This window comes from Mycolicibacterium fluoranthenivorans (genome assembly GCF_011758805.1).
Classification (GTDB): Bacteria; Actinomycetota; Actinomycetes; order Mycobacteriales; family Mycobacteriaceae; genus Mycobacterium; species Mycobacterium fluoranthenivorans.
The window spans coordinates 2,316,932-2,334,656 of the sequence record NZ_JAANOW010000001.1 but is presented as its reverse complement, the minus strand read 5'-3'; the positions used below and the strand labels follow the sequence as shown (position 1 = coordinate 2,334,656).

Below are 17,725 nucleotides of genomic sequence, written 5' to 3'. Positions count from 1 at the left end.
TCCGCATCTCCCCGATGGCCTATTTCGGGGTGGGCTTCTTCACCCTGGGTCTGCTCGCCCTGATCTTCGCGTGGCCGGGCTATGCCGCCGTGCTGTTGATCATGCCGATCCTGTTGGCGGTGGCCATCTTCCGGTACCGCACGGTGGCCGACCGGGATCACGTGCGGGTGCGCACGCTGCTGGGCAGCCGCACGGTGCGCTGGGAAGAGATCGACGGCCTGCGGTTCACCAGGAGTTCCTGGGCGCGAGCACGTCTCACCGCCGGCAGTGAGATCGTCCTGCCCGCAGTGACCTTCTCGACGTTGCCGTTGCTCACCGCGGCCAGTGGTGGCCGGGTGCCCAACCCGTACGAATGAGTCCTAGGCGTGAGCTCTAGGCGATCGGATTGGCGCCGTTGAGCAGGACCCAGAAGCCGACGCCCACACCGATCCCCAGCAGCAGCGCCAGGAACGAGCCGACGAACGGCCGACGAGCCCAGCCCCGGCCGGCATCCAGCCCGTAGCGTCCCGGACCGGTCAGCGTCAGCGCCGCCGCCACCACAACGAGGGTGACCTGGTGCTCATGGCCCGACGGTACGACGAAGCTGACGAAACTGTGGTCGGGCGCCGCGGCGATGGCGGCCAGGAGCGCGTTGATCAGGTACGCCAGCGCGGCCGCGGCGGCCAGCGGCGTGAACAGCCCGAGCACCAGCAGCACGCCCGCGCCGACCTGCGCGCCCGCGGCGACATAGGTGATCAGGCCGGCGTGCTGATAGCCCAGCTCGTTGAGCGAACCTTCGAAACCGCTCAGGCCCGCCCCACCCCACCAACCGAACGCCTTCTGCAGTCCGTGGATGACGAGCAGCACACCCAGCCCGGCACGCAGCAGGAACAGGCCCAGGTCGGTGGTGCCGCGCCGACCCGCCGCGCGGATGCGCTGGTCGGCGTCGTGCGGTCCGATCTCGGTCGGCACCGCCGGCGCGGCCGCGTAGGGGTTCGGCGTCGCCGGGGACACATAGGGCAGGGGTTCGGGTTCGCCGAGCAGCGAATAACCGGACTGCTCCGGTTTGGCGGAACCCTCGGTGTCGTACCGCGGGATGGCCGTCGTCTCGAAATCGCCCCCGTACGTCGACGAGGGCAAGTCGTCTTCAGGGTCGACCAGCCGGGCCGACGCCGGCCGTTGCCAGTCGGCCATGCCATGAGGTTCAGCGGTCACGGTTGCCAGGGTAAATGCAAGACACGCCGTAACTCGGTATTGGCGCGACACAAACGCGCACGTATCCACACCGATACACACTCGTGACACAGGGTTGCGACCGACACCTTCTTGGCGCGTTCGGCGCATCCATCCGTAGTCTGGCCTGCATGAGACAGGGCGGGCCTACGCTGACGGCGCTTCGAGGCGCTGCGGTGCTGTGCACGGTGATGGTGGCAGCGGTCGGATGCGCCCGGTTCGACGATGCCCAGTCGCAGCCGTTCACCACCGAGCCACAAATGGAGGCCCCGCCCTCGTCGTCGCCGCCGCCTCCCCCGCCGCTGCCGGGTGCGCCGTTTCCCAAGGAGTGCCCCGCCCCCGGTGTGATGCAGGGCTGCCTGGAGAGCACCAGCGGCCTCATCATGCTTCCCGACAGCCAGTCCGCACTGGTGGCCGAACGCACGACGGGCGCGGTCAAGACCGTGTCGACCAAGGCCGAACCGAAGGTCAAGGTCGTCATCCCCGTCGACCCGTCCGGCGACGGCGGCCTGCTCGACATCGTGCTGTCCCCCACCTACTCACAGGACCGGCTGATGTACGCCTACGTCAGCACCCCGACCGACAACCGGGTCATCCGCATCGCCGACGGAGATGTGCCCAAGCCGCTGCTGACCGGAATCCCCAAGGGCACCACCGGCAACGCGGGATCGCTGATCTTCACCAGCCCGACGACGCTGGTGGTCCAGACCGGTGACGCCGGGAACCCGGCGCTGGCCAACGACCCGGCCTCGCTGGCGGGCAAGATCCTGCGCATCGAGCAACCCACCACCGTCGACCAGGCCCCGCCCACCACCGCCCTGTCCGGGATGGGCGCGGCCGGTTCGATGTGCACCGATCCGGCCGACGGGTCGCTCTACATCACCGATCGCACCCCGACGGCCGATCGCCTGCAGAAGATCACCAAGGACTCCAAGGTGTCCACGGTGTGGTCCTGGCCGGACCGGCCCGGGGTGGCCGGCTGCGCCGCCCTCGACGGCGCCGTCCTGGTGAATCTGGTGAACACCAAACAGACCGTCGCCGTGCGGATGGCCCCCGACACCGGAGCGGTGACCGGTGAGCCCGAGGTGGTGCGCCAGGATCAGCACGGCCACGCCTGGGGGCTCGCGGTGTCCCCGGACGGCAACGTCTGGGGCGGCACGATCAACAAGACCTCAGGTGACGCCGAAAAACTCGACGACGTGGTGTTCCCGCTGTTCCCGTCGGGAGGCGGCTTCCCGCGCAGCAACGCCGACAAGACGTGACGACGGCGGGCTGACCTAACTACACGCGGCGATCACCAGTTCGCGCACCCGCGCGGCGTCGGCCTGGCCCTTGGTGGCCTTCATCACCGCGCCGACTATTGCGCCTGCCGCAGCCACTTTGCCGGCCCTAATCTTGTCGGCGACATCGGGATTGGCGGCCAGGGCCTCGTCGACCGCGGCCTGGATCAGTGAATCATCGCGCACCACGACAAGTCCGCGATCATTCATCACCTGCTCGGGTTCGCCCTCGCCGGCGAGCACGCCCTCGACCACCTGGCGGGCCAGCTTGTTCGACAACTTGCCGCCGTCGACGAGTTCGACCACCGCGGCCACCTGCTTGGGCGTGATGGCCAAATCGGATACCGCCACCCCGATCTCGTTGGCCTTCTGCACCAAGAAGTTGCCCCACCACGCACGTGCGGCCTCGCTGGAGGCGCCGTGCGCGACGGTGGCGGCCACCATATCGATGGCACCGTTGTTCACCAGGTCGCGCATCACCTCGTCGGAGACGCCCCACTCCTGCTGAATCCGCTTGCGCGCCAACCACGGAAGCTCCGGGATGGTGGTGCGCAGCCGCTCCACCAGGTCGGCACCGGGCGCGATCGGCTCCAGGTCCGGCTCCGGGAAGTAGCGATAGTCCTGCGCGGTCTCCTTGCTGCGCCCGGGTGTGGTGTGGCCGGACTCGTGGAAGTGCCGGGTCTCCTGGGTGACGGTGCCCCCGGCACTCAGCACCGCGGCCTGGCGGCGCATCTCGTAGCGCACCGCCACCTCGACACTCTTGAGCGAGTTCACGTTCTTGGTCTCGGTGCGGGTACCGAATTCACTGGCGCCCTTGGGTTTCAGCGACAGGTTGGCATCGCAGCGCAGGGAACCCTGGTCCATCCGCACATCAGAGACGTCCAGTGCGCGCAGCAGATCACGCAACGCCGTGACATACGCGCGGGCGATCTCCGGTGCGCGTTCTCCGGTGCCCTCGATCGGCCGGGTGACGATCTCGATCAGCGGCACCCCGGCGCGGTTGAAATCGGCCAGCGAGGTGGTCGCCCCGGAGATCCGGCCGGTGTCACTGCCCAGGTGGGTCAGTTTGCCGGTGTCCTCCTCCATGTGCGCACGCTCGATCTGGACGCGGAAGGTGGTGCCGTCGTCCAGCGGGACGTCCAGATACCCGTCGACGGCGATCGGTTCGTCGTACTGCGAGATCTGATAATTCTTCGGCTGATCCGGGTAGAAGTAGTTCTTCCGCGCGAACCGGCCCCACGGCGCGATCTCGCAGTTCAGCGCCAGCCCGATCCGGATCGCCGCCTCCACCGCCGACCCGTTGAGCACCGGCAGCGCGCCGGGCAGACCCAGGCACACCGGGCACACCTGCGTGTTGGGCTCGCCGCCGAACTGGTTGGCACAACCGCAGAACATCTTCGTCGCGGTCGACAGCTCGACGTGCACCTCCATCCCCATGACGGGATCGAAAGCGGCGATGACCTCGTCGTAATCCAGGAGTTCGGCGGTATCGACAGACATGCCGTCGATCCTAATGGGGGCAGCTCAGCCGAAGAATTCCGCGGCGTCGTCATAGCGGCTCTGCGGCACCAGCTTGAGCTGTTGCACCGCGTCCGCCAGGGGCACCCGCCCGATGTCCTGCCCGCGCAGCGACACCATCATGCCGAACTCACCGGCATGGGCGGCGTCGGCGGCGTTGACGCCGAACCGGGTGGCCAGCACCCGGTCATACGCCGTCGGGGTGCCGCCGCGCTGCACGTGGCCGAGCACCGTGACGCGCACCTCCTTCTTGATGCGCTTCTCCACCTCAAGGGCCAGCTGTTGGGCCACACCGGTGAATCGCTCGTGGCCGAACTCGTCGAGGCCGCCCTGCCGGAGCTGCATGGTGCCCTCGGCGGGTTTGGCGCCCTCGGCGACGACACAGATGAAGTGCGAGGAGCCGTGCTGGAACCGCTTCTTGACCAGCCGGCACACTTCCTCGACATCGAAGGGCTGCTCGGGGATCAGGGTCATGTGTGCGCCGGTGGCCAGGCCCGCGTTCACCGCGATCCAGCCGGCGTGCCGGCCCATCACCTCGACGAGCATGACCCGCTGGTGCGACTCCGCCGTGCTGTGCAGCCGATCGATGGCGTCCGTGGCCACCTGCAGTGCGGTGTCGTGGCCGAAGGTGACGTCGGTGCAGTCGATGTCGTTGTCGATGGTCTTCGGGACCCCGACCACGGGCACGTTCTCCTCGGACAGCCAGTGCGCCGCGGTCAGTGTGCCCTCCCCACCGATCGGGATGAGCACATCGATGCCGTTGTCCTCCAGCGTCTGCTTGATCTGGTCCAGACCGGCCCGCAGTTTGTCGGGATTGACCCGTGCGGTGCCCAGCATGGTGCCGCCCTTGCCCAGCAGCCGGTCGTTGCGATCATCGTTGGCCAGCTGGATCCGTCGGTCCTCCAGCAGGCCGCGCCATCCGTCCAGGAACCCGACCACCGTGGATCCGTAACGCTGGTCGCAGGTCCGCACCACCGCCCTGATCACGGCATTCAGCCCCGGACAGTCACCACCACCAGTCAGCACGCCAATACGCATGCCGCCTATCTAACCCGTTTACAGCGCGGTCGGCAGCGATCCCCGAGCCGCCTCATAGGCCGCACCCACCCGGTAGAGCCGGTCATCGGCCATGGCGGGGGCCATGATCTGCAGTCCGACCGGGAGCCCGTCGTCGGCCGACAATCCCGACGGCACCGACATGCCACAGTGCCCGGCCAGGTTGAGCGGCAGGGTGCACAGGTCGAACAGGTACATGGCCAGTGGGTCGTCGACCTTCTCCCCGAGGCGGAATGCCGTCGACGGAGTGGCCGGGGTGGCCAGGACGTCGACCTTCTCGTAGGCCCGGTCCAGATCGCGGGCGATCAGCGTGCGGACCTTCTGGGCCTTGTTGTAATAGGCGTCGTAATAGCCCGCCGACAGCGCGTAGGTGCCGATCATGATGCGGCGCTTGACCTCCGGCCCGAACCCGGCGGCCCGGGTCAGCGCCATGACCTCTTCGGCGCTGTGGGTGCCGTCGTCGCCGACCCGCAGGCCGTAGCGCATGGCATCGAAGCGCGCCAGGTTGCTCGACACCTCCGAGGGCAGGATCAAGTAGTAAGCCGCCATGGCGTGGTCGAAGTTCGGGCAGTCGACCTCGATCACCTCCGCGCCGAGAGCGGTGAGCTGCTCGACGGCGGCGTGGAACGACGTCAGCACGCCGGCCTGATAGCCCTCGCCGCTCAGCTGTTTGACGACGCCGACCCGCACACCCTTCAGATCGCCTTGAGCGCCGGCCTTGGCGGCGCCCACCACATCGGGCACCGGGACGTCGATCGACGTGGAGTCGCGCGGGTCGTGGCCGGCGATCACCTGGTGCAGCAACGCGGTGTCGAGCACCGTGCGGGCGCACGGCCCGCCCTGGTCCAGCGATGACGCGCAGGCGATCAGCCCGTACCGGCTGACGGTCCCGTACGTCGGCTTGACGCCGACGGTCGAGGTGAGAGCGGCCGGCTGGCGGATCGAGCCACCGGTGTCGCTGCCGAGGGCCAGCGGGGCCTGGAACGCCGCGAGCGCGGCGGCGCTGCCGCCGCCGGAGCCGCCGGGCACCCGCTCGACATCCCACGGGTTGCGGGTGGGACCGTACGCGGAGTTCTCGGTCGAGCTGCCCATCGCGAACTCGTCCATGTTGGTCTTGCCCAGAATCGGGATACCGGCCGCCCGCAGCTTCGCGGTGACCGTCGCGTCAAACGGTGACCGCCAGCCTTCCAGGATCTTGGATCCGGCGGTGGTCGGCGCATCGATCGTGGTGAAGACGTCTTTGAGGGCCAGGGGCACCCCGGCCAGCGGCGACGGCAGCGGCTCACCGGCGGCGACCTGACGGTCGACCTCGGCGGCCGCGGCCAAGGCCTGCTCGGCGCCGACGTGCAGGAACGCGTGATAGCGCTCATCGGTCGCGGCGATCTGGTCCAGGTGCGCGGTGGTGACCTCGGTCGAGGTGACCTCCCCCGCGGCGATCTTGGCGCCCAGCGTGGCGGCGTTCTCGCGGATCAACTCGGTCATTCTTCTTCTTCCAGGATGCGGGGCACCGCGAAGCGACCGTCCTCGGCGCGCGGGGCGGCGGCAAGGGCTTGGTCCTGGGTGAGGCTCGGCACGACCTCATCCGGCCTCGTCACATTGGCGTAGCCACCCGACTCCCCCTGTCCGGGCCGCCGCGACAGCGGATTGTCCGTGGCTTCGACGCCGGTGACGTCGACGGACTGGATCTGGCCGACGTGGGCCAGGATGGCGTCGAGCTGACCGGCGAAACTGTCCAACTCGCCCTCGGTGAGGGCGAGCCGGGCCAGCCGCGCAAGGTGGGCTACCTCGTCCCGGGAGATCTGTGACACGACTGGAAAGCCTAGTCGCTGCGCTCCACCCCTTTTCATCCCCCGGTCGCTGCGCTCCTGCCCGCCGGGTCATCCCCCGGTCGCTGCGCTCTCCCCCGCCGGTTCGCCGCGCACCTGCCGCTGTGACAAGGTGTCACGCGTGCCGTCATATCTGCTGCGGGTCCAGCTGGAGGACCGACCGGGCAGCCTCGGCTCGCTGGCCGTCGCGCTCGGTTCGGTGGGCGCCGACATCCTGTCCCTCGACGTCGTCGAGCGCGGAGCGGGCTACGCCATCGACGATCTGGTCGTCGACCTGCCGGTCGGTGCGATGCCCGATTCGCTGATCACGGCCGCCGAACACATCCAGGGCGTCTACGTCGACAGCATCCGGCCGCATACCGGGCTGTTGGAGGCGCACCGCGAACTCGAGCTGATCGACCACATCGCCGCGGCGGCCGACAAGCTGCAGATGCTCGCCGACGAGGCCCCGAAGGTGTTGCGCGTGGGTTGGTGCAGCGTCGTGCGGCTGACCGGCGGCGGGCTGGAGACCGTCGTCGGCAGCCCGGGGGCGCCCGAAACGCTTGCGCAGACCGCGCCCTGGCTGCCGATCGAGCATGCCGCGGTCCTCGATGGCAGCGCGCCGTGGGTGCCTCAGGTCTGGCGCGATATCGACACCACCCTGGCCGCCGCCCCGCTGGGCGATCACGGCACCGCGGTCCTGTTGGGCCGCCCGGGCGGGCCCGCTTTCCGGCCGTCGGAGGTCGCGCGGCTGGGCTACCTGGCCGGCATCGTGGCCACCATCTTGCGTTAGCCCGCCGGCGCCGGACCGTTCTCCAGCAGTGCGCGGAAGCCGTCCTCGTCGAGAACCGGCACTCCGAGTTCGATGGCCTTGTCGTACTTGGACCCCGGGGCGTCCCCGGCCACCACGTAGGCGGTCTTCTTCGACACCGAGCCCGCCGCCTTGCCGCCACGCACCAGGATGGCCTCCTTGGCCTCGTCGCGCGAGAACCCGGTCAACGACCCGGTGACGACGATGGACAGTCCCTCCAGCGTCCGTTCGATGCCCGCATCGCGTTCGTCGGCCATCCGCACCCCTGCGGCGCGCCACTTGTCGACGATGGCCCGGTGCCAGTCCACGGTGAACCACTCGATCACGGCGGCGGCGATGGTCGGGCCGACCCCCTCGACCGCGGCGAGCTGCTCCTCGGAGGCCGCCATCACCGCGTCGAGGCTGCCGAACTCACCGGCCAGCGCGCGCGCCGCCGTCGGCCCCACATGGCGGATGGACAGCGCCACCAGGACACGCCACAGCGGCTGGGATTTGGCCTTGCCCAGATTGGCCAGCAGCCGCTTGCCGTTGGCGGACAGTTCGCCGGCCTTGGTGGTGAACAGATCGGTGCGCAACAGATCGTCGGCCGTCAGGGTGAACAGGTCGCCCTCGTCATCGATCACGCCAGCAGCCAACAGCGCCACCGCCGCTTCGTACCCGAGCCCTTCGATATCGAAGGCACCGCGGCCCGCGACGTGGAACACGCGCTCGCGCAACTGCGCCGGGCAACTGCGCGTGTTGGGGCAGCGGATGTCGGCGTCGCCCTCCTTGGCCGGCGCCAGGGGGGTGCCGCACTCGGGACATGTTGTGGGCATGACGAATTCGCGTTCGGTACCGTCGCGCAGGTCGACCACCGGCGCCAGCACCTCGGGGATGACGTCACCGGCCTTGCGGATCACCACGGTGTCGCCGATCAGCACGCCCTTGCGCTTCACCTCGGAGGCGTTGTGCAGGGTGGCCAGTCCGACGGTGGATCCGGCGACCTTGACCGGCTCCATATAGGCGAACGGGGTGACCCGGCCGGTGCGGCCGACATTGACCCTGATGTCGAGCAGTTTGGTGGTGACCTCTTCGGGCGGATACTTGTAGGCCACCGCCCAGCGCGGTGCGCGCGATGTCGCACCGAGCCGGCGTTGCAACGCCACCTGGTCGACTTTGACCACCACGCCGTCGATTTCGTGTTCGACGTCATGCCGGTGCTCACCCCAGTAGGAGATCCGCTCGGCGACCGCGGCGATGCCCTGCACGCGGGTGGTGTGCGTCGAGACGGGCAGCCCCCACTGACCGAGCGCGCGGTAGGCATCGTGCAACGAGGCGAACGTCGTACCTTCCACAAGGCCCAGCCCGTGGCAGATCATCCGCAGGCGGCGCCGGGCGGTGACGGCCGGGTTCTTCTGGCGCAACGACCCGGCGGCACTGTTTCGCGGGTTGGCGAACGGCGGCTTGCCCTCGGCCACCAGACCGGCGTTGAGGTCCTCGAAATCGGCGAGCCGGAAGAACACCTCACCGCGCACCTCGAGGACCGCGGGCAGCGGGAACTCCTCGGAGTCGGTGAGCCGTTCGGGGATGTCCTCGATGGTGCGTGCGTTGAGGGTGACGTCTTCACCGGTGCGGCCGTCGCCCCGGGTGGCCGCACGCACCAGCCTGCCGTCGCGGTAGACCAGCGCGAGCGCGACACCGTCGATCTTCAATTCGCAGAGATACTCGGTGTTCTCACCGGTCTCGGCGCTGATCCGGGCCGCCCATGCCGACAGTTCGTCGCTGTCGAACACGTTGTCCAGCGACAACATCCGTTCCAGATGGTCGGCGGAGGCGAAGTCGGTGGCGAAGCCGGCACCGCCGACCAGCTGGGTCGGCGAGTCGGGGGTGCGCAACTCGGGATGCGCCTCCTCCAGGGCCTCCAGTTCGCGCAGCAGCGTGTCGAATTCGGCGTCGGAGACGATGGGCGCGTCTTTGACGTAGTACCGGAACTGATGCCCCCGCACCTCCTCGGCCAGTTCCTGCCAACGGCCGCGTACCTCAGAGTCGGAAGAGCTCACGCTCAAGAGGCTAGTCGAGGGCGCTGACACCTCTTTGCCGGCTCACAGCGGCGGCCAGAGCCGGAACCGCACCACATCGCGCCAGGTGGTGCCCTCCCAACCCTGCAACACGAAACCGTGCGGCTCGACCAGTTCACGCAGAGTCTGCACGCTCTGGCGGTCCGGGTCCCCGAATCCTTCGACGAACACCAGCAGCCCACCCGGGCGCAGCACCCGCGCCAGCCCACGGATGCAGATCTCCTTGTCGGGTACCTCACCGAGCACCGCCGCCAGGAACGCCACATCGAAGGTGGCCTCCGGGAACGGCAACCCGGCGCCGGCATCGCCGGAATGGGATTCGACGTTCCGGCAGCCCGCGGCCTCGACCGCGCGGCGTGCCTTGCCCAGCATCTGCGGTTGCACGTCGAACAGATGCAGGCGCCCGTGCGGCACCCGCTTGGCGATCTCGGTGCTGTAGTAGCCCGGGCCGGGTCCGATCTCCAGCACCCGCTCGTCACCGCCGAGCATCAGCCCGTCGATGACGGTGCCGGGCCGGCCGATGACGCGCCGGACCGGGTTGTTCAGGAAGATCGAGGCCCAGTGCGGGTAGGGCATATCGCTGACGCGCCGGGTCTGGCGCACCACGGTGTCGAGCCACGATGTGGGCATACAACCTCCTCATCTGCGTAAGTAAGGTAAGCCTAACTCAATGGCCCGCGGAATAGACTGCTCCCCGTGCCGCACCCCGTGATGTTCAGTGATGACGACTTCGGACTGGCCGAGGTCCGCGAGATCGCGCTGGGCTTTCCCGCCGCGTTCGAGAAGGTCTCATGGGGCCGGCCCGTGTTCTGCGCGCCGAAGATGTTCGCGATGTTCGGCGGCAACCTCAAGAGCACCGACGGGATGGTCGCCTATCCCTATTCACTCCTGGTCAAGGTCGACGATTCCGATCGCCGCGCACTGGAGGCGGACAGCCGGTTCTTCTTCCCCGCCTACATGGGGCCGTTCGGTTGGCTGGGCCTGGATCTGACCGCGGGAAAGGTCGACTGGGCCGAGGTCCGCGAACTCGTCGACGCCTCATTCCGGCTCGTGGCATCCAAGAAGTTGATCCGCCAGCTCGACGAAACAGATTGAGCAGCAACCTCGTTCAGGCAGGTTTACCCGCGTCGGCACCCAGGGTCAGGAAGGTGCGCAACCGGTCGAGCACCAGTTCCGGGCGTTCCTCGATGATCCAGTGTCCCGCTCCGGGCACCAATTCGAGGTCGAAGTTCGAGCAGTGTTCGGGCAGCACCCGCAGCAGTTCCGGGGTCAGCACCGAATCCTCGGTGCCGTGCAGCCAGCGCACCGGCACCGTGACGTGGTACCGGTCGTATTCGCCGCGCATCCACCGCGCCGCCTCCCGGGTCTGGAAGGTGCGGTACCACTTCGAGCCGGCCAGGGCGTACGCCGGCCGCGACATGCACGCCCGGTAGAAATCCATGTCCTCCTGCGGGGTTTCGAAGTCACCGCCCACCCACGAACCCAGGAGCCGGAAGAACCGCATCTTCGGATCGGCGATCACCCGCGGTCCGATGACCGGGAGCATCATCGGAATCTGGTACCACATCCGCCAGATGTTGGCCAAGGCCGTGAGGTCTCGTTTGAGCCAGGGCACCGCGGTGTTGATGCCCATGAACGACGCCACCTTCTCCGGATGGCGCAGCATGAAGATGGTCGCGACCGGACCGCCCCAGTCGTGGGCGACCAGCCGGACCGGGCCGACACCGAGACGATCGACGACACCGGCCAGGTCATCGGCCAGGTCGTTCTTGAAGTAGTGATCCCCCGGCGGAGTCGAGCTCCACCCGGCCCCCCGCAGATCGGGACACAACACCCGGTAGCCGTCGGCGGCCAGCGGCGCGATATGGCGTCGCCATTCCCACCAGTTCTGCGGGAACCCGTGCACCAGCATCACCGGCGGTCCGTCTTCGGGACCGGCTTCGGCGACGTGAATCGTCACGCCGTCGCCGAGATCGAGATAGCGGTGCTGCACGCCGGGCAGATCGGGCGGGTTCTCCATGGGCCCAACCTACGTTATCCGGTACCGATGGTATCGACTGATGCGGATTTTTCCCGAACCCGTCAGCGAATGGCCAGGTTGGACGCGGCTTTGGCGGCGCGGGCCTGCCGGTAACCGAGTGCCGCACCGGCGAGCGGGATCAGCAGCAGGCCGGCGAGACCGAACCACGAGGTCATCGGCTGCCCGGGCCGGGCGGAGTCCCAGCCGTGCAGGGCAGACAGGTCCAGCGGCGCACTCGGCGGTGCCGGCGCGGGCGCAATGCCGAGCGGCGCGGGTACCGCCATCACCACCGGCGGCAGGGCGATCGCGACACCGGGCTGCGGCGCCGAGACGACCGGTTGGCGCGCCCCGTCCCCGGGGGTGCGGCCATCCCCGAAGGTCACCTCCGGGGCGACGAAAGCCGGTGCCGCGGGGGGCATATCCGAACCGGAGGAGCTCCGCGCCCCAGCGATGGACGGGGTCGGTGCCGCGGTCGACCGCTCGGAATCGCCGGTACTCGCCGCGGTCTGCGGCGCGCGGCTGACGGTGGCGGTATCGGCGGCTCGACCGTAACCGGAAACGTTGCGGGGCCCACGCTCACCGCCATGGCCGCCACCACGGTTGCCGTGCTGGCCGCCGTGCGAATGACTCGAATCGCCCGGCGCGGCTGCCGCGACGGTCGCTGACGGCCCGCCGACCAGCACCAAGGCGGCGAGCGCGGTGGCGCTCGCTGCTACGGCCCGCTTCGCTCGATCCACAGTCTCCCCCGCGTTCGAACCTCACCATACTGCGAAGCGATGTTTGCGGGCTAGATCGCGTCGGGATCCTGATGCAGTCCGTCCGCGGCCTTCTGCGCCAGCGAGATCGCGGTCCGCGCCCAGTCCGCGGTGGCGCCGGCGAGGCCGCACGCCGGTGTGATGCCGATCCGGTCGCGCAGTACCGCGCGCGCAAACCCCAACCGGTCGGTGACCTTCGCCGCGGCGGCCGCCACCTGATCCGGTGTGGGCCGCGTGGTCGGCGCGGTGGACGGGACGACGCCCAGCAGTACCGTGCGGCCGGATTCCACGAACTCCCCGACCCCATCCAGATCTGCCGCGCCCAACACCGCGACATCGACGGCCACGGCATCGATGACGCTGTCCCGCAAGAGCTTCCACGGGAGGTCGGGAGCACAGCAATGCACGACGACGGCACCGCCGACGCGTCGGGCACATTCGTCGAGCAACGCGCCCGCCACCGGCGCGTCGACGGGATGCACCGAGGACAGGCTCGTCACCCCGCTGAGCCGGCCGGCCAACGCCGCGGGCAGCGTCGGCTCGTCGAACTGGACCACCACCTCGGCCCCGATGCGCCGAGCCACGGTGGCACGGTGCACGGCGACCCCCTCGGCCAGGGATGCGGCCAGATCGCGCAGTGCGCCGGCGTCGGTGATCGCGCGGTGCCCGTTCGACAGCTCCAGCTGCGCGGCCAGGGTGATCGGTCCGGGCACCTGCACCTTGACCGTGCGTCCCTGGACGCCGCGTAGTCCGGCTTTCTCCCAGGCCTCTTCCAGCGCGTCGACATCCTCGTCGAGCAGGCTCGCCGCACGACGCTGTACGGCGCTGCGACCAGGGGCGATGCGGTAGGCGCGGGGGGCGGTGTCGATACCGATATCGACCAGCAGGGCGCCCGCCCGACCGATCAGATCGGCGCCGATTCCGCGGCCGGGCAGTTCGGCGAGGTGCGGCAGCGCGTGCAGTTCGCCGACGATCACCTCGGCCGCCTCGCGCGCGGACGTGCCGGGCCAGGATCCGATACCGGTCGCAGTGCCGAAAATACTCACGCGGCCAACAGTATTCGATGGCTTAACCTGCGGGAATGCGGGCCTCGCTGAGCGTCAGCGCGCGATGGTCGCGCTGCCGAGGACCTCGTCCCCGGCCGGATCCGGCCGGTAGAGCACCATCGTCTGGCCGGCGGCCACACCGCGCAGCGGGGTCCGCAGGTCGGCGTGCAGCTCACCGTCGCGCACCTCGACGACGGCGTCGACCAGACCGCCATGGGCACGCACCTGCAGCACGCATTCGACCGGCCCGACGAACGGCGTGCCGGACGTGAACACCGGCTTCTCGCCGCGCAGGGTGGAGATGTCGAGGTCGGTGGCCGGACCCACGCGCACGGTGCCGCTCGCGGCGTCGATCCCGGTGACGTAGCGGGGTGCCCCGTCGGGACCCGGTCCGGCGATGCCCAGGCCCTTGCGCTGACCGATGGTGAAACCGTGCACCCCGTCATGCTCGGCAAGCACCGCGCCGCCGGCGTCGACGACGGCACCGGGCCGGATGCCGATCTTGGCCCCGAGAAACGCCTGGGTGTCACCGGACGGGATGAAGCAGATGTCGTGACTGTCCGGCTTGTCGGCCACCGCCAGCCCACGCCGGGCGGCCTCCTCGCGGATCTGCGGCTTGGGGGTGTCCCCGATCGGAAACAGCGCGTGCCGCAGCTGATCGGCCGTCAGCACGGCCAGCACGTAGGACTGATCCTTGTCGGCGTCCACCGCACGCCGGAGCCGGCCGTCGGACAACCGGGCGTAGTGCCCGGACGCCACCGCGTCGAAGCCCAGCGCCAGCGCCCGCGCCGACAGCGCGGAGAACTTGATCTTCTCGTTGCACCGCACGCACGGGTTCGGGGTCTCACCGCGTGCGTAGGAGTCGACGAAATCGTCGATCACGTCCTCTTTGAAACGGTCGGCGAAATCCCAGACGTAGAACGGAATGTCGAGGATGTCGGCGACGCGACGCGCATCCCCGGCGTCCTCCTTCGAACAGCACCCGCGCGATCCCGTGCGCAGGGTGCCCGGCGTGCTGGACAGCGCCAGATGGACCCCGACGACATCATGACCGGCGTCGACCATCCGAGCCGCCGCCACCGAGGAGTCCACTCCGCCGCTCATCGCGACCAGGACGCGCATCACAGCACCCCCGCGCTGGCCAGCGCCGCTGCCCGCGCCCGCTGCACCGCGGCGGGCAGCGCGTCCAGGGCGGCGTCGACATCGGCATCGGTGCTGGTGTGTCCCAGCGACAGTCGCAGTGACCCGCGGGCGGTGGCCGGATCGGCGCCCATCGCCAGCAGCACATGCGAAGGCTGGGCCACCCCGGCCGTGCACGCCGAGCCGGTAGAACACTCGATTCCCTTGGCATCCAACAACATCAGCAGCGAGTCACCCTCACAACCGCGAAACGTGAAGTGCGCGTTACCGGGCAGCCGGCCGTCCCCGAGCGCACCGTTGACATCCACATCCTCGATGGTGGCGCGCACCCCGTCGATCAACCGGTCGCGCAGCGCCCGCACGCGGGCACCGCCCGCCTCGAGATCATCGACCGCCACCTTCGCCGCGGCCGCCATCGCGACCACACCGGCCACATCCGGTGTGCCCGAGCGGACATCGCGCTCCTGTCCGCCGCCGTGCAGCAAGGGCACGCACGCGGTATCGCGGCGCAACAGCAGCGCCCCCACCCCGGTCGGTCCGCCGAACTTGTGCGCGGCGATCGACAGCGCCGACAGTCCACTGGCCGCGAAATCGACCGGAACGTGCCCGACGACCTGAATCGCGTCACTGTGCATCGGTATATCGAATTCCGCTGCGATAGCGGCCAATTCGGCGACCGGCAGGATGGTCCCCACCTCGTTGTTGGCCCACATCGCCGTGATCAGCGCGACATCCTCATGCTCGGCGAGCACGGCGCGCAACGCCTCGGGTGACACCGAACCGTCGGCGGTGACCGGTAGCCACGTCACCTCGGCACCTTCGTGTTCCACCAGCCATTCGACGGCATCGAGCACGGCGTGGTGCTCCACCGGCGTCGTGACGATCCGGCGCCGCTGCGGCTCGGCCGCGCGGCGAGCCCAGTAGATGCCCTTGATCGCGAGGTTGTCGCTTTCGGTGCCGCCTGCGGTGAAGATGACCTCCGACGGCCGGGCGCCGAGCACACCGGCCAGCGCTTCGCGCGCCTCCTCCATCCGACGCCGTGCCGCACGCCCCGCCGTGTGCAGCGAGGAGGCGTTACCGACCGTCGCGAGCACGGCGGTCATCGCCTCGATGGCAGCGGGGTGCATCGGGGTGGTGGCGGCGTGGTCGAGGTAGACGGCGGTCATAGCCTGTCCAGGATAACCGCCATCCGGCGGCCGCCTGCCCGCGCAGCCCAGGCTGGTCAGGCCGCCACGATCTCCCCCGTCGCTGCGCTCGCCCCTGAAGCCTTCCCCGTCGCTGCGCTCGCCCCTGAAGCCTTCCCCGTCGCTCCGCTCGCCCCTGAAGCCTTCCCGTGCGCACGCCGACCCGCGTCCCCGCGCACGGCGGCCTCGCACCGGGCTTTCAGATCGCGGCGGGAGGTCCCCGGCAGCTGCAGCGATTCCACCCGCACGTGCACCACCGTGCGCCGGGCGGTGACCAGGCGCCGGATCGATGCCAGCAGCGTGTCGTCGCCGATATAGGCCGGCACCGTGGACGGGCTGCCGTCGCGGTGGTGGTAGGTCAGCCGAAGCGGCTGCACGGGTCGCGCGGCGTCCACCGCCGCTTGGAACATCGCCGGCCGGAACTCGCCGTAACCCAGTCCGCACCAGGTGGTGCCCTCCGGGAAGGCGACGACGGTCTGCCCGTTGCGCAACCGGGCGGCGACCGCGCTGACCACGGCCGGCAGCCGGCGCAGGCTCTCCCGCTCGATGGGGATGACCTTCATGATCCGGGCCAGCGCACCGAGTGCGGGCCAGTCGATCAGATCGGCCCGCGCCACGAACGAGCCCGGCATCACCGCACCGATCGCGAAGATGTCCACCCAGGACACGTGCCCACTGACCACCAGAACGCCGCGCAGGTTACGGATCGGCCCACCGGACACGGTGATTCGCACCCCGATACAGCGCAGCATCAGCCGGCAGTAAGCCCGCTGGACGTGGGAACGGCCGGGCAGGGGCACCGCCAGCAAGGGCACCGCCAGGATCAGCAGCAGGGCCGCGGTGACCCGGAACGTGGTCCGCAACCACACCAACGGCCGGGGGCCCACCGGCGCGGACCCGGCGTGCATACAACTGGCGTCGCAGGAGGCCTGCGGGAGCCACGAGTGCGGTGTGCTCATGCTCGGCCGCCCATCTCGCCGGCTTGTGACACAGATCGCAGACGCTTGAGGTACCGCACGTCGGCTTTGCGTTTGTCCAGCAGCGCCGGGAAGTCACCGACGCCGAAGTCGGGGTCGTGCGCGGGTTCACCGCACACCTCGGCGCCCAGGCGCACGTAGCCGCGCATCAGGGCGGGCACGCTGACCCGGGCGGGCGGCTCGATCTCGTCGAGGCTGCGGCCGTCGATGACCACCGGCCGGTACGGACGCACGGTGAACTCCTCCGGCGCGCCGTGGCGGCGCAGGACGAAGTCCCGGACCCCACGCAGCTGGCTGCCCGGCACCTCGCCGTCCACATGGGTGGGCACCGACACACAGCCGGTGACGTAGTCGTAGCCGCAGCGGTCCAGGTAGGCCAGGATGCCGGCCCACATCAGCAGCACCACACCGCCGTTGCGGTGATCGGCGCGCACCACCGCGCGCCCCATCTCCACCAGCGACGGACGCAGCGGGTCCAGCGCCCGGACGTCGAATTCGGTGGCGGTGTAAAGGCTGCCTGCCGCGATGGCGCCGGGCGGCGGCAGCATCCGGTAGCAGCCGACCAGGTCACCGGAGCCGTCCTCGCGCACCAGCAGGTGATCGCAGAACTGGTCGAAGCGGTCGGCGTCGCGGCCCTCCTCGAAGCCGGGGCTCGCCGACGTGAGGGTGAAGCCGGGTTCGGAGGTGAACACCTCGTGGCGCAGACGCTGCGCGGCGTCGATATCGTCGGCGTCGGTGGACAGCAACAGGGTGTAGCGCGGTCCGTGGGCCACGGAGGCCCCAGAACCCCCAGCGGTCATCTGATCGGTGTCATCGGCCGGTATGAGTACAGATGCGGTGCTCATAGTCAGCACGGTCGCTCAG

The 17,725-nt window shown here is 69.5% G+C and carries 18 protein-coding genes; 4 read left to right on the top strand and 14 right to left on the bottom strand.

Going from position 1 to position 17,725, the window contains the following annotated elements; genetic code table 11:
• The first annotated feature begins 14 nt into the window (after positions 1–14).
• Positions 15–356, top strand: a complete 342-nt coding sequence (locus FHU31_RS11250) for a PH domain-containing protein (protein WP_167160916.1) — start codon at positions 15–17, stop codon at positions 354–356.
• Between the two features lie 16 nt (positions 357–372).
• On the opposite strand, the gene FHU31_RS11245 is transcribed toward FHU31_RS11250, so the two are convergent.
• The gene (locus tag FHU31_RS11245; RefSeq protein WP_409371225.1) at positions 373–1,194 is read right to left on the bottom strand and encodes a DoxX family protein; all 822 of its coding nucleotides are present in this window, start codon (positions 1,192–1,194) and stop codon (positions 373–375) included.
• Positions 1,195–1,343: 149 nt separating this feature from the next.
• Here FHU31_RS11245 and FHU31_RS11240 point away from each other — a divergent pair, with 149 nt between their 5' ends.
• Positions 1,344–2,474: a PQQ-dependent sugar dehydrogenase gene (locus tag FHU31_RS11240; RefSeq protein WP_167158294.1), complete on the top strand. Its 1,131-nt coding sequence runs from the start codon at positions 1,344–1,346 to the stop codon at positions 2,472–2,474.
• 15 nt (positions 2,475–2,489) lie between these two features.
• Here FHU31_RS11240 and gatB read toward each other — a convergent pair whose 3' ends face one another.
• From gatB to gatC, 4 genes are read right to left on the bottom strand one after another with little or no spacing between them, the layout of a single operon-like run.
• Positions 2,490–3,992: an Asp-tRNA(Asn)/Glu-tRNA(Gln) amidotransferase subunit GatB gene (gene gatB, locus FHU31_RS11235; protein WP_167158292.1), complete on the bottom strand. Its 1,503-nt coding sequence runs from the start codon at positions 3,990–3,992 to the stop codon at positions 2,490–2,492.
• A gap of 24 nt (positions 3,993–4,016) precedes the next feature.
• Positions 4,017–5,048: an ATP-dependent 6-phosphofructokinase gene (locus FHU31_RS11230; protein ID WP_167158290.1), complete on the bottom strand. Its 1,032-nt coding sequence runs from the start codon at positions 5,046–5,048 to the stop codon at positions 4,017–4,019.
• A gap of 18 nt (positions 5,049–5,066) precedes the next feature.
• Positions 5,067–6,548 (bottom strand): Asp-tRNA(Asn)/Glu-tRNA(Gln) amidotransferase subunit GatA, encoded by a 1,482-nt coding sequence (gene gatA, locus FHU31_RS11225; protein WP_167158288.1) that lies wholly within the window; start codon positions 6,546–6,548, stop codon positions 5,067–5,069.
• The gene (gatC, locus tag FHU31_RS11220) at positions 6,545–6,874 is read right to left on the bottom strand and encodes an Asp-tRNA(Asn)/Glu-tRNA(Gln) amidotransferase subunit GatC (RefSeq protein WP_167158287.1); all 330 of its coding nucleotides are present in this window, start codon (positions 6,872–6,874) and stop codon (positions 6,545–6,547) included. Before gatC ends, gatA begins: the two co-directional genes overlap by 4 nt.
• Before the next feature lie 139 nt (positions 6,875–7,013).
• Between gatC and FHU31_RS11215 the strand changes: the two genes are divergently transcribed.
• Positions 7,014–7,664 carry an ACT domain-containing protein gene (locus FHU31_RS11215; RefSeq protein WP_167158285.1) on the top strand — a complete coding sequence of 217 codons (651 nt, stop codon included), beginning with the start codon at positions 7,014–7,016 and terminating at the stop codon, positions 7,662–7,664.
• On the opposite strand, the gene ligA is transcribed toward FHU31_RS11215, so the two are convergent.
• The gene (ligA, locus tag FHU31_RS11210) at positions 7,661–9,721 is read right to left on the bottom strand and encodes an NAD-dependent DNA ligase LigA (RefSeq protein ID WP_263988030.1); all 2,061 of its coding nucleotides are present in this window, start codon (positions 9,719–9,721) and stop codon (positions 7,661–7,663) included. The genes FHU31_RS11215 and ligA overlap by 4 nt on opposite strands.
• A gap of 42 nt (positions 9,722–9,763) precedes the next feature.
• Positions 9,764–10,369 carry a class I SAM-dependent methyltransferase gene (locus FHU31_RS11205; RefSeq protein WP_167158281.1) on the bottom strand — a complete coding sequence of 202 codons (606 nt, stop codon included), beginning with the start codon at positions 10,367–10,369 and terminating at the stop codon, positions 9,764–9,766.
• Positions 10,370–10,435: 66 nt separating this feature from the next.
• Here FHU31_RS11205 and FHU31_RS11200 point away from each other — a divergent pair, with 66 nt between their 5' ends.
• The gene (locus tag FHU31_RS11200) at positions 10,436–10,834 is read left to right on the top strand and encodes an MmcQ/YjbR family DNA-binding protein (RefSeq protein ID WP_167158279.1); all 399 of its coding nucleotides are present in this window, start codon (positions 10,436–10,438) and stop codon (positions 10,832–10,834) included.
• A 13-nt stretch (positions 10,835–10,847) separates the two neighbouring features.
• Here FHU31_RS11200 and FHU31_RS11195 read toward each other — a convergent pair whose 3' ends face one another.
• The 7 genes from FHU31_RS11195 to FHU31_RS11165 all read right to left on the bottom strand — a co-directional run bounded on the left by FHU31_RS11195 (position 10,848) and on the right by FHU31_RS11165 (position 17,706).
• Entirely contained in the window at positions 10,848–11,759 is a 912-nt protein-coding gene (locus FHU31_RS11195; protein WP_167158277.1) for an alpha/beta fold hydrolase, read from the bottom strand.
• A 62-nt stretch (positions 11,760–11,821) separates the two neighbouring features.
• Positions 11,822–12,496 carry a hypothetical protein gene (locus FHU31_RS11190; protein WP_167158275.1) on the bottom strand — a complete coding sequence of 225 codons (675 nt, stop codon included), beginning with the start codon at positions 12,494–12,496 and terminating at the stop codon, positions 11,822–11,824.
• A gap of 50 nt (positions 12,497–12,546) precedes the next feature.
• Positions 12,547–13,560 carry a uroporphyrinogen decarboxylase/cobalamine-independent methonine synthase family protein gene (locus tag FHU31_RS11185; RefSeq protein WP_167158273.1) on the bottom strand — a complete coding sequence of 338 codons (1,014 nt, stop codon included), beginning with the start codon at positions 13,558–13,560 and terminating at the stop codon, positions 12,547–12,549.
• A 54-nt stretch (positions 13,561–13,614) separates the two neighbouring features.
• The gene (gene mnmA / locus FHU31_RS11180; RefSeq protein WP_167158271.1) at positions 13,615–14,682 is read right to left on the bottom strand and encodes a tRNA 2-thiouridine(34) synthase MnmA; all 1,068 of its coding nucleotides are present in this window, start codon (positions 14,680–14,682) and stop codon (positions 13,615–13,617) included.
• Positions 14,682–15,866: a cysteine desulfurase family protein gene (locus FHU31_RS11175; RefSeq protein WP_167158269.1), complete on the bottom strand. Its 1,185-nt coding sequence runs from the start codon at positions 15,864–15,866 to the stop codon at positions 14,682–14,684. The genes mnmA and FHU31_RS11175 overlap by 1 nt, the downstream gene beginning before the upstream one ends.
• A gap of 56 nt (positions 15,867–15,922) precedes the next feature.
• Positions 15,923–16,843, bottom strand: a complete 921-nt coding sequence (locus FHU31_RS11170; protein ID WP_167158267.1) for a lysophospholipid acyltransferase family protein — start codon at positions 16,841–16,843, stop codon at positions 15,923–15,925.
• Positions 16,840–17,706: a GNAT family N-acetyltransferase gene (locus FHU31_RS11165; protein WP_167158265.1), complete on the bottom strand. Its 867-nt coding sequence runs from the start codon at positions 17,704–17,706 to the stop codon at positions 16,840–16,842. The genes FHU31_RS11170 and FHU31_RS11165 overlap by 4 nt, the downstream gene beginning before the upstream one ends.
• Positions 17,707–17,725 lie beyond the last annotated feature (19 nt).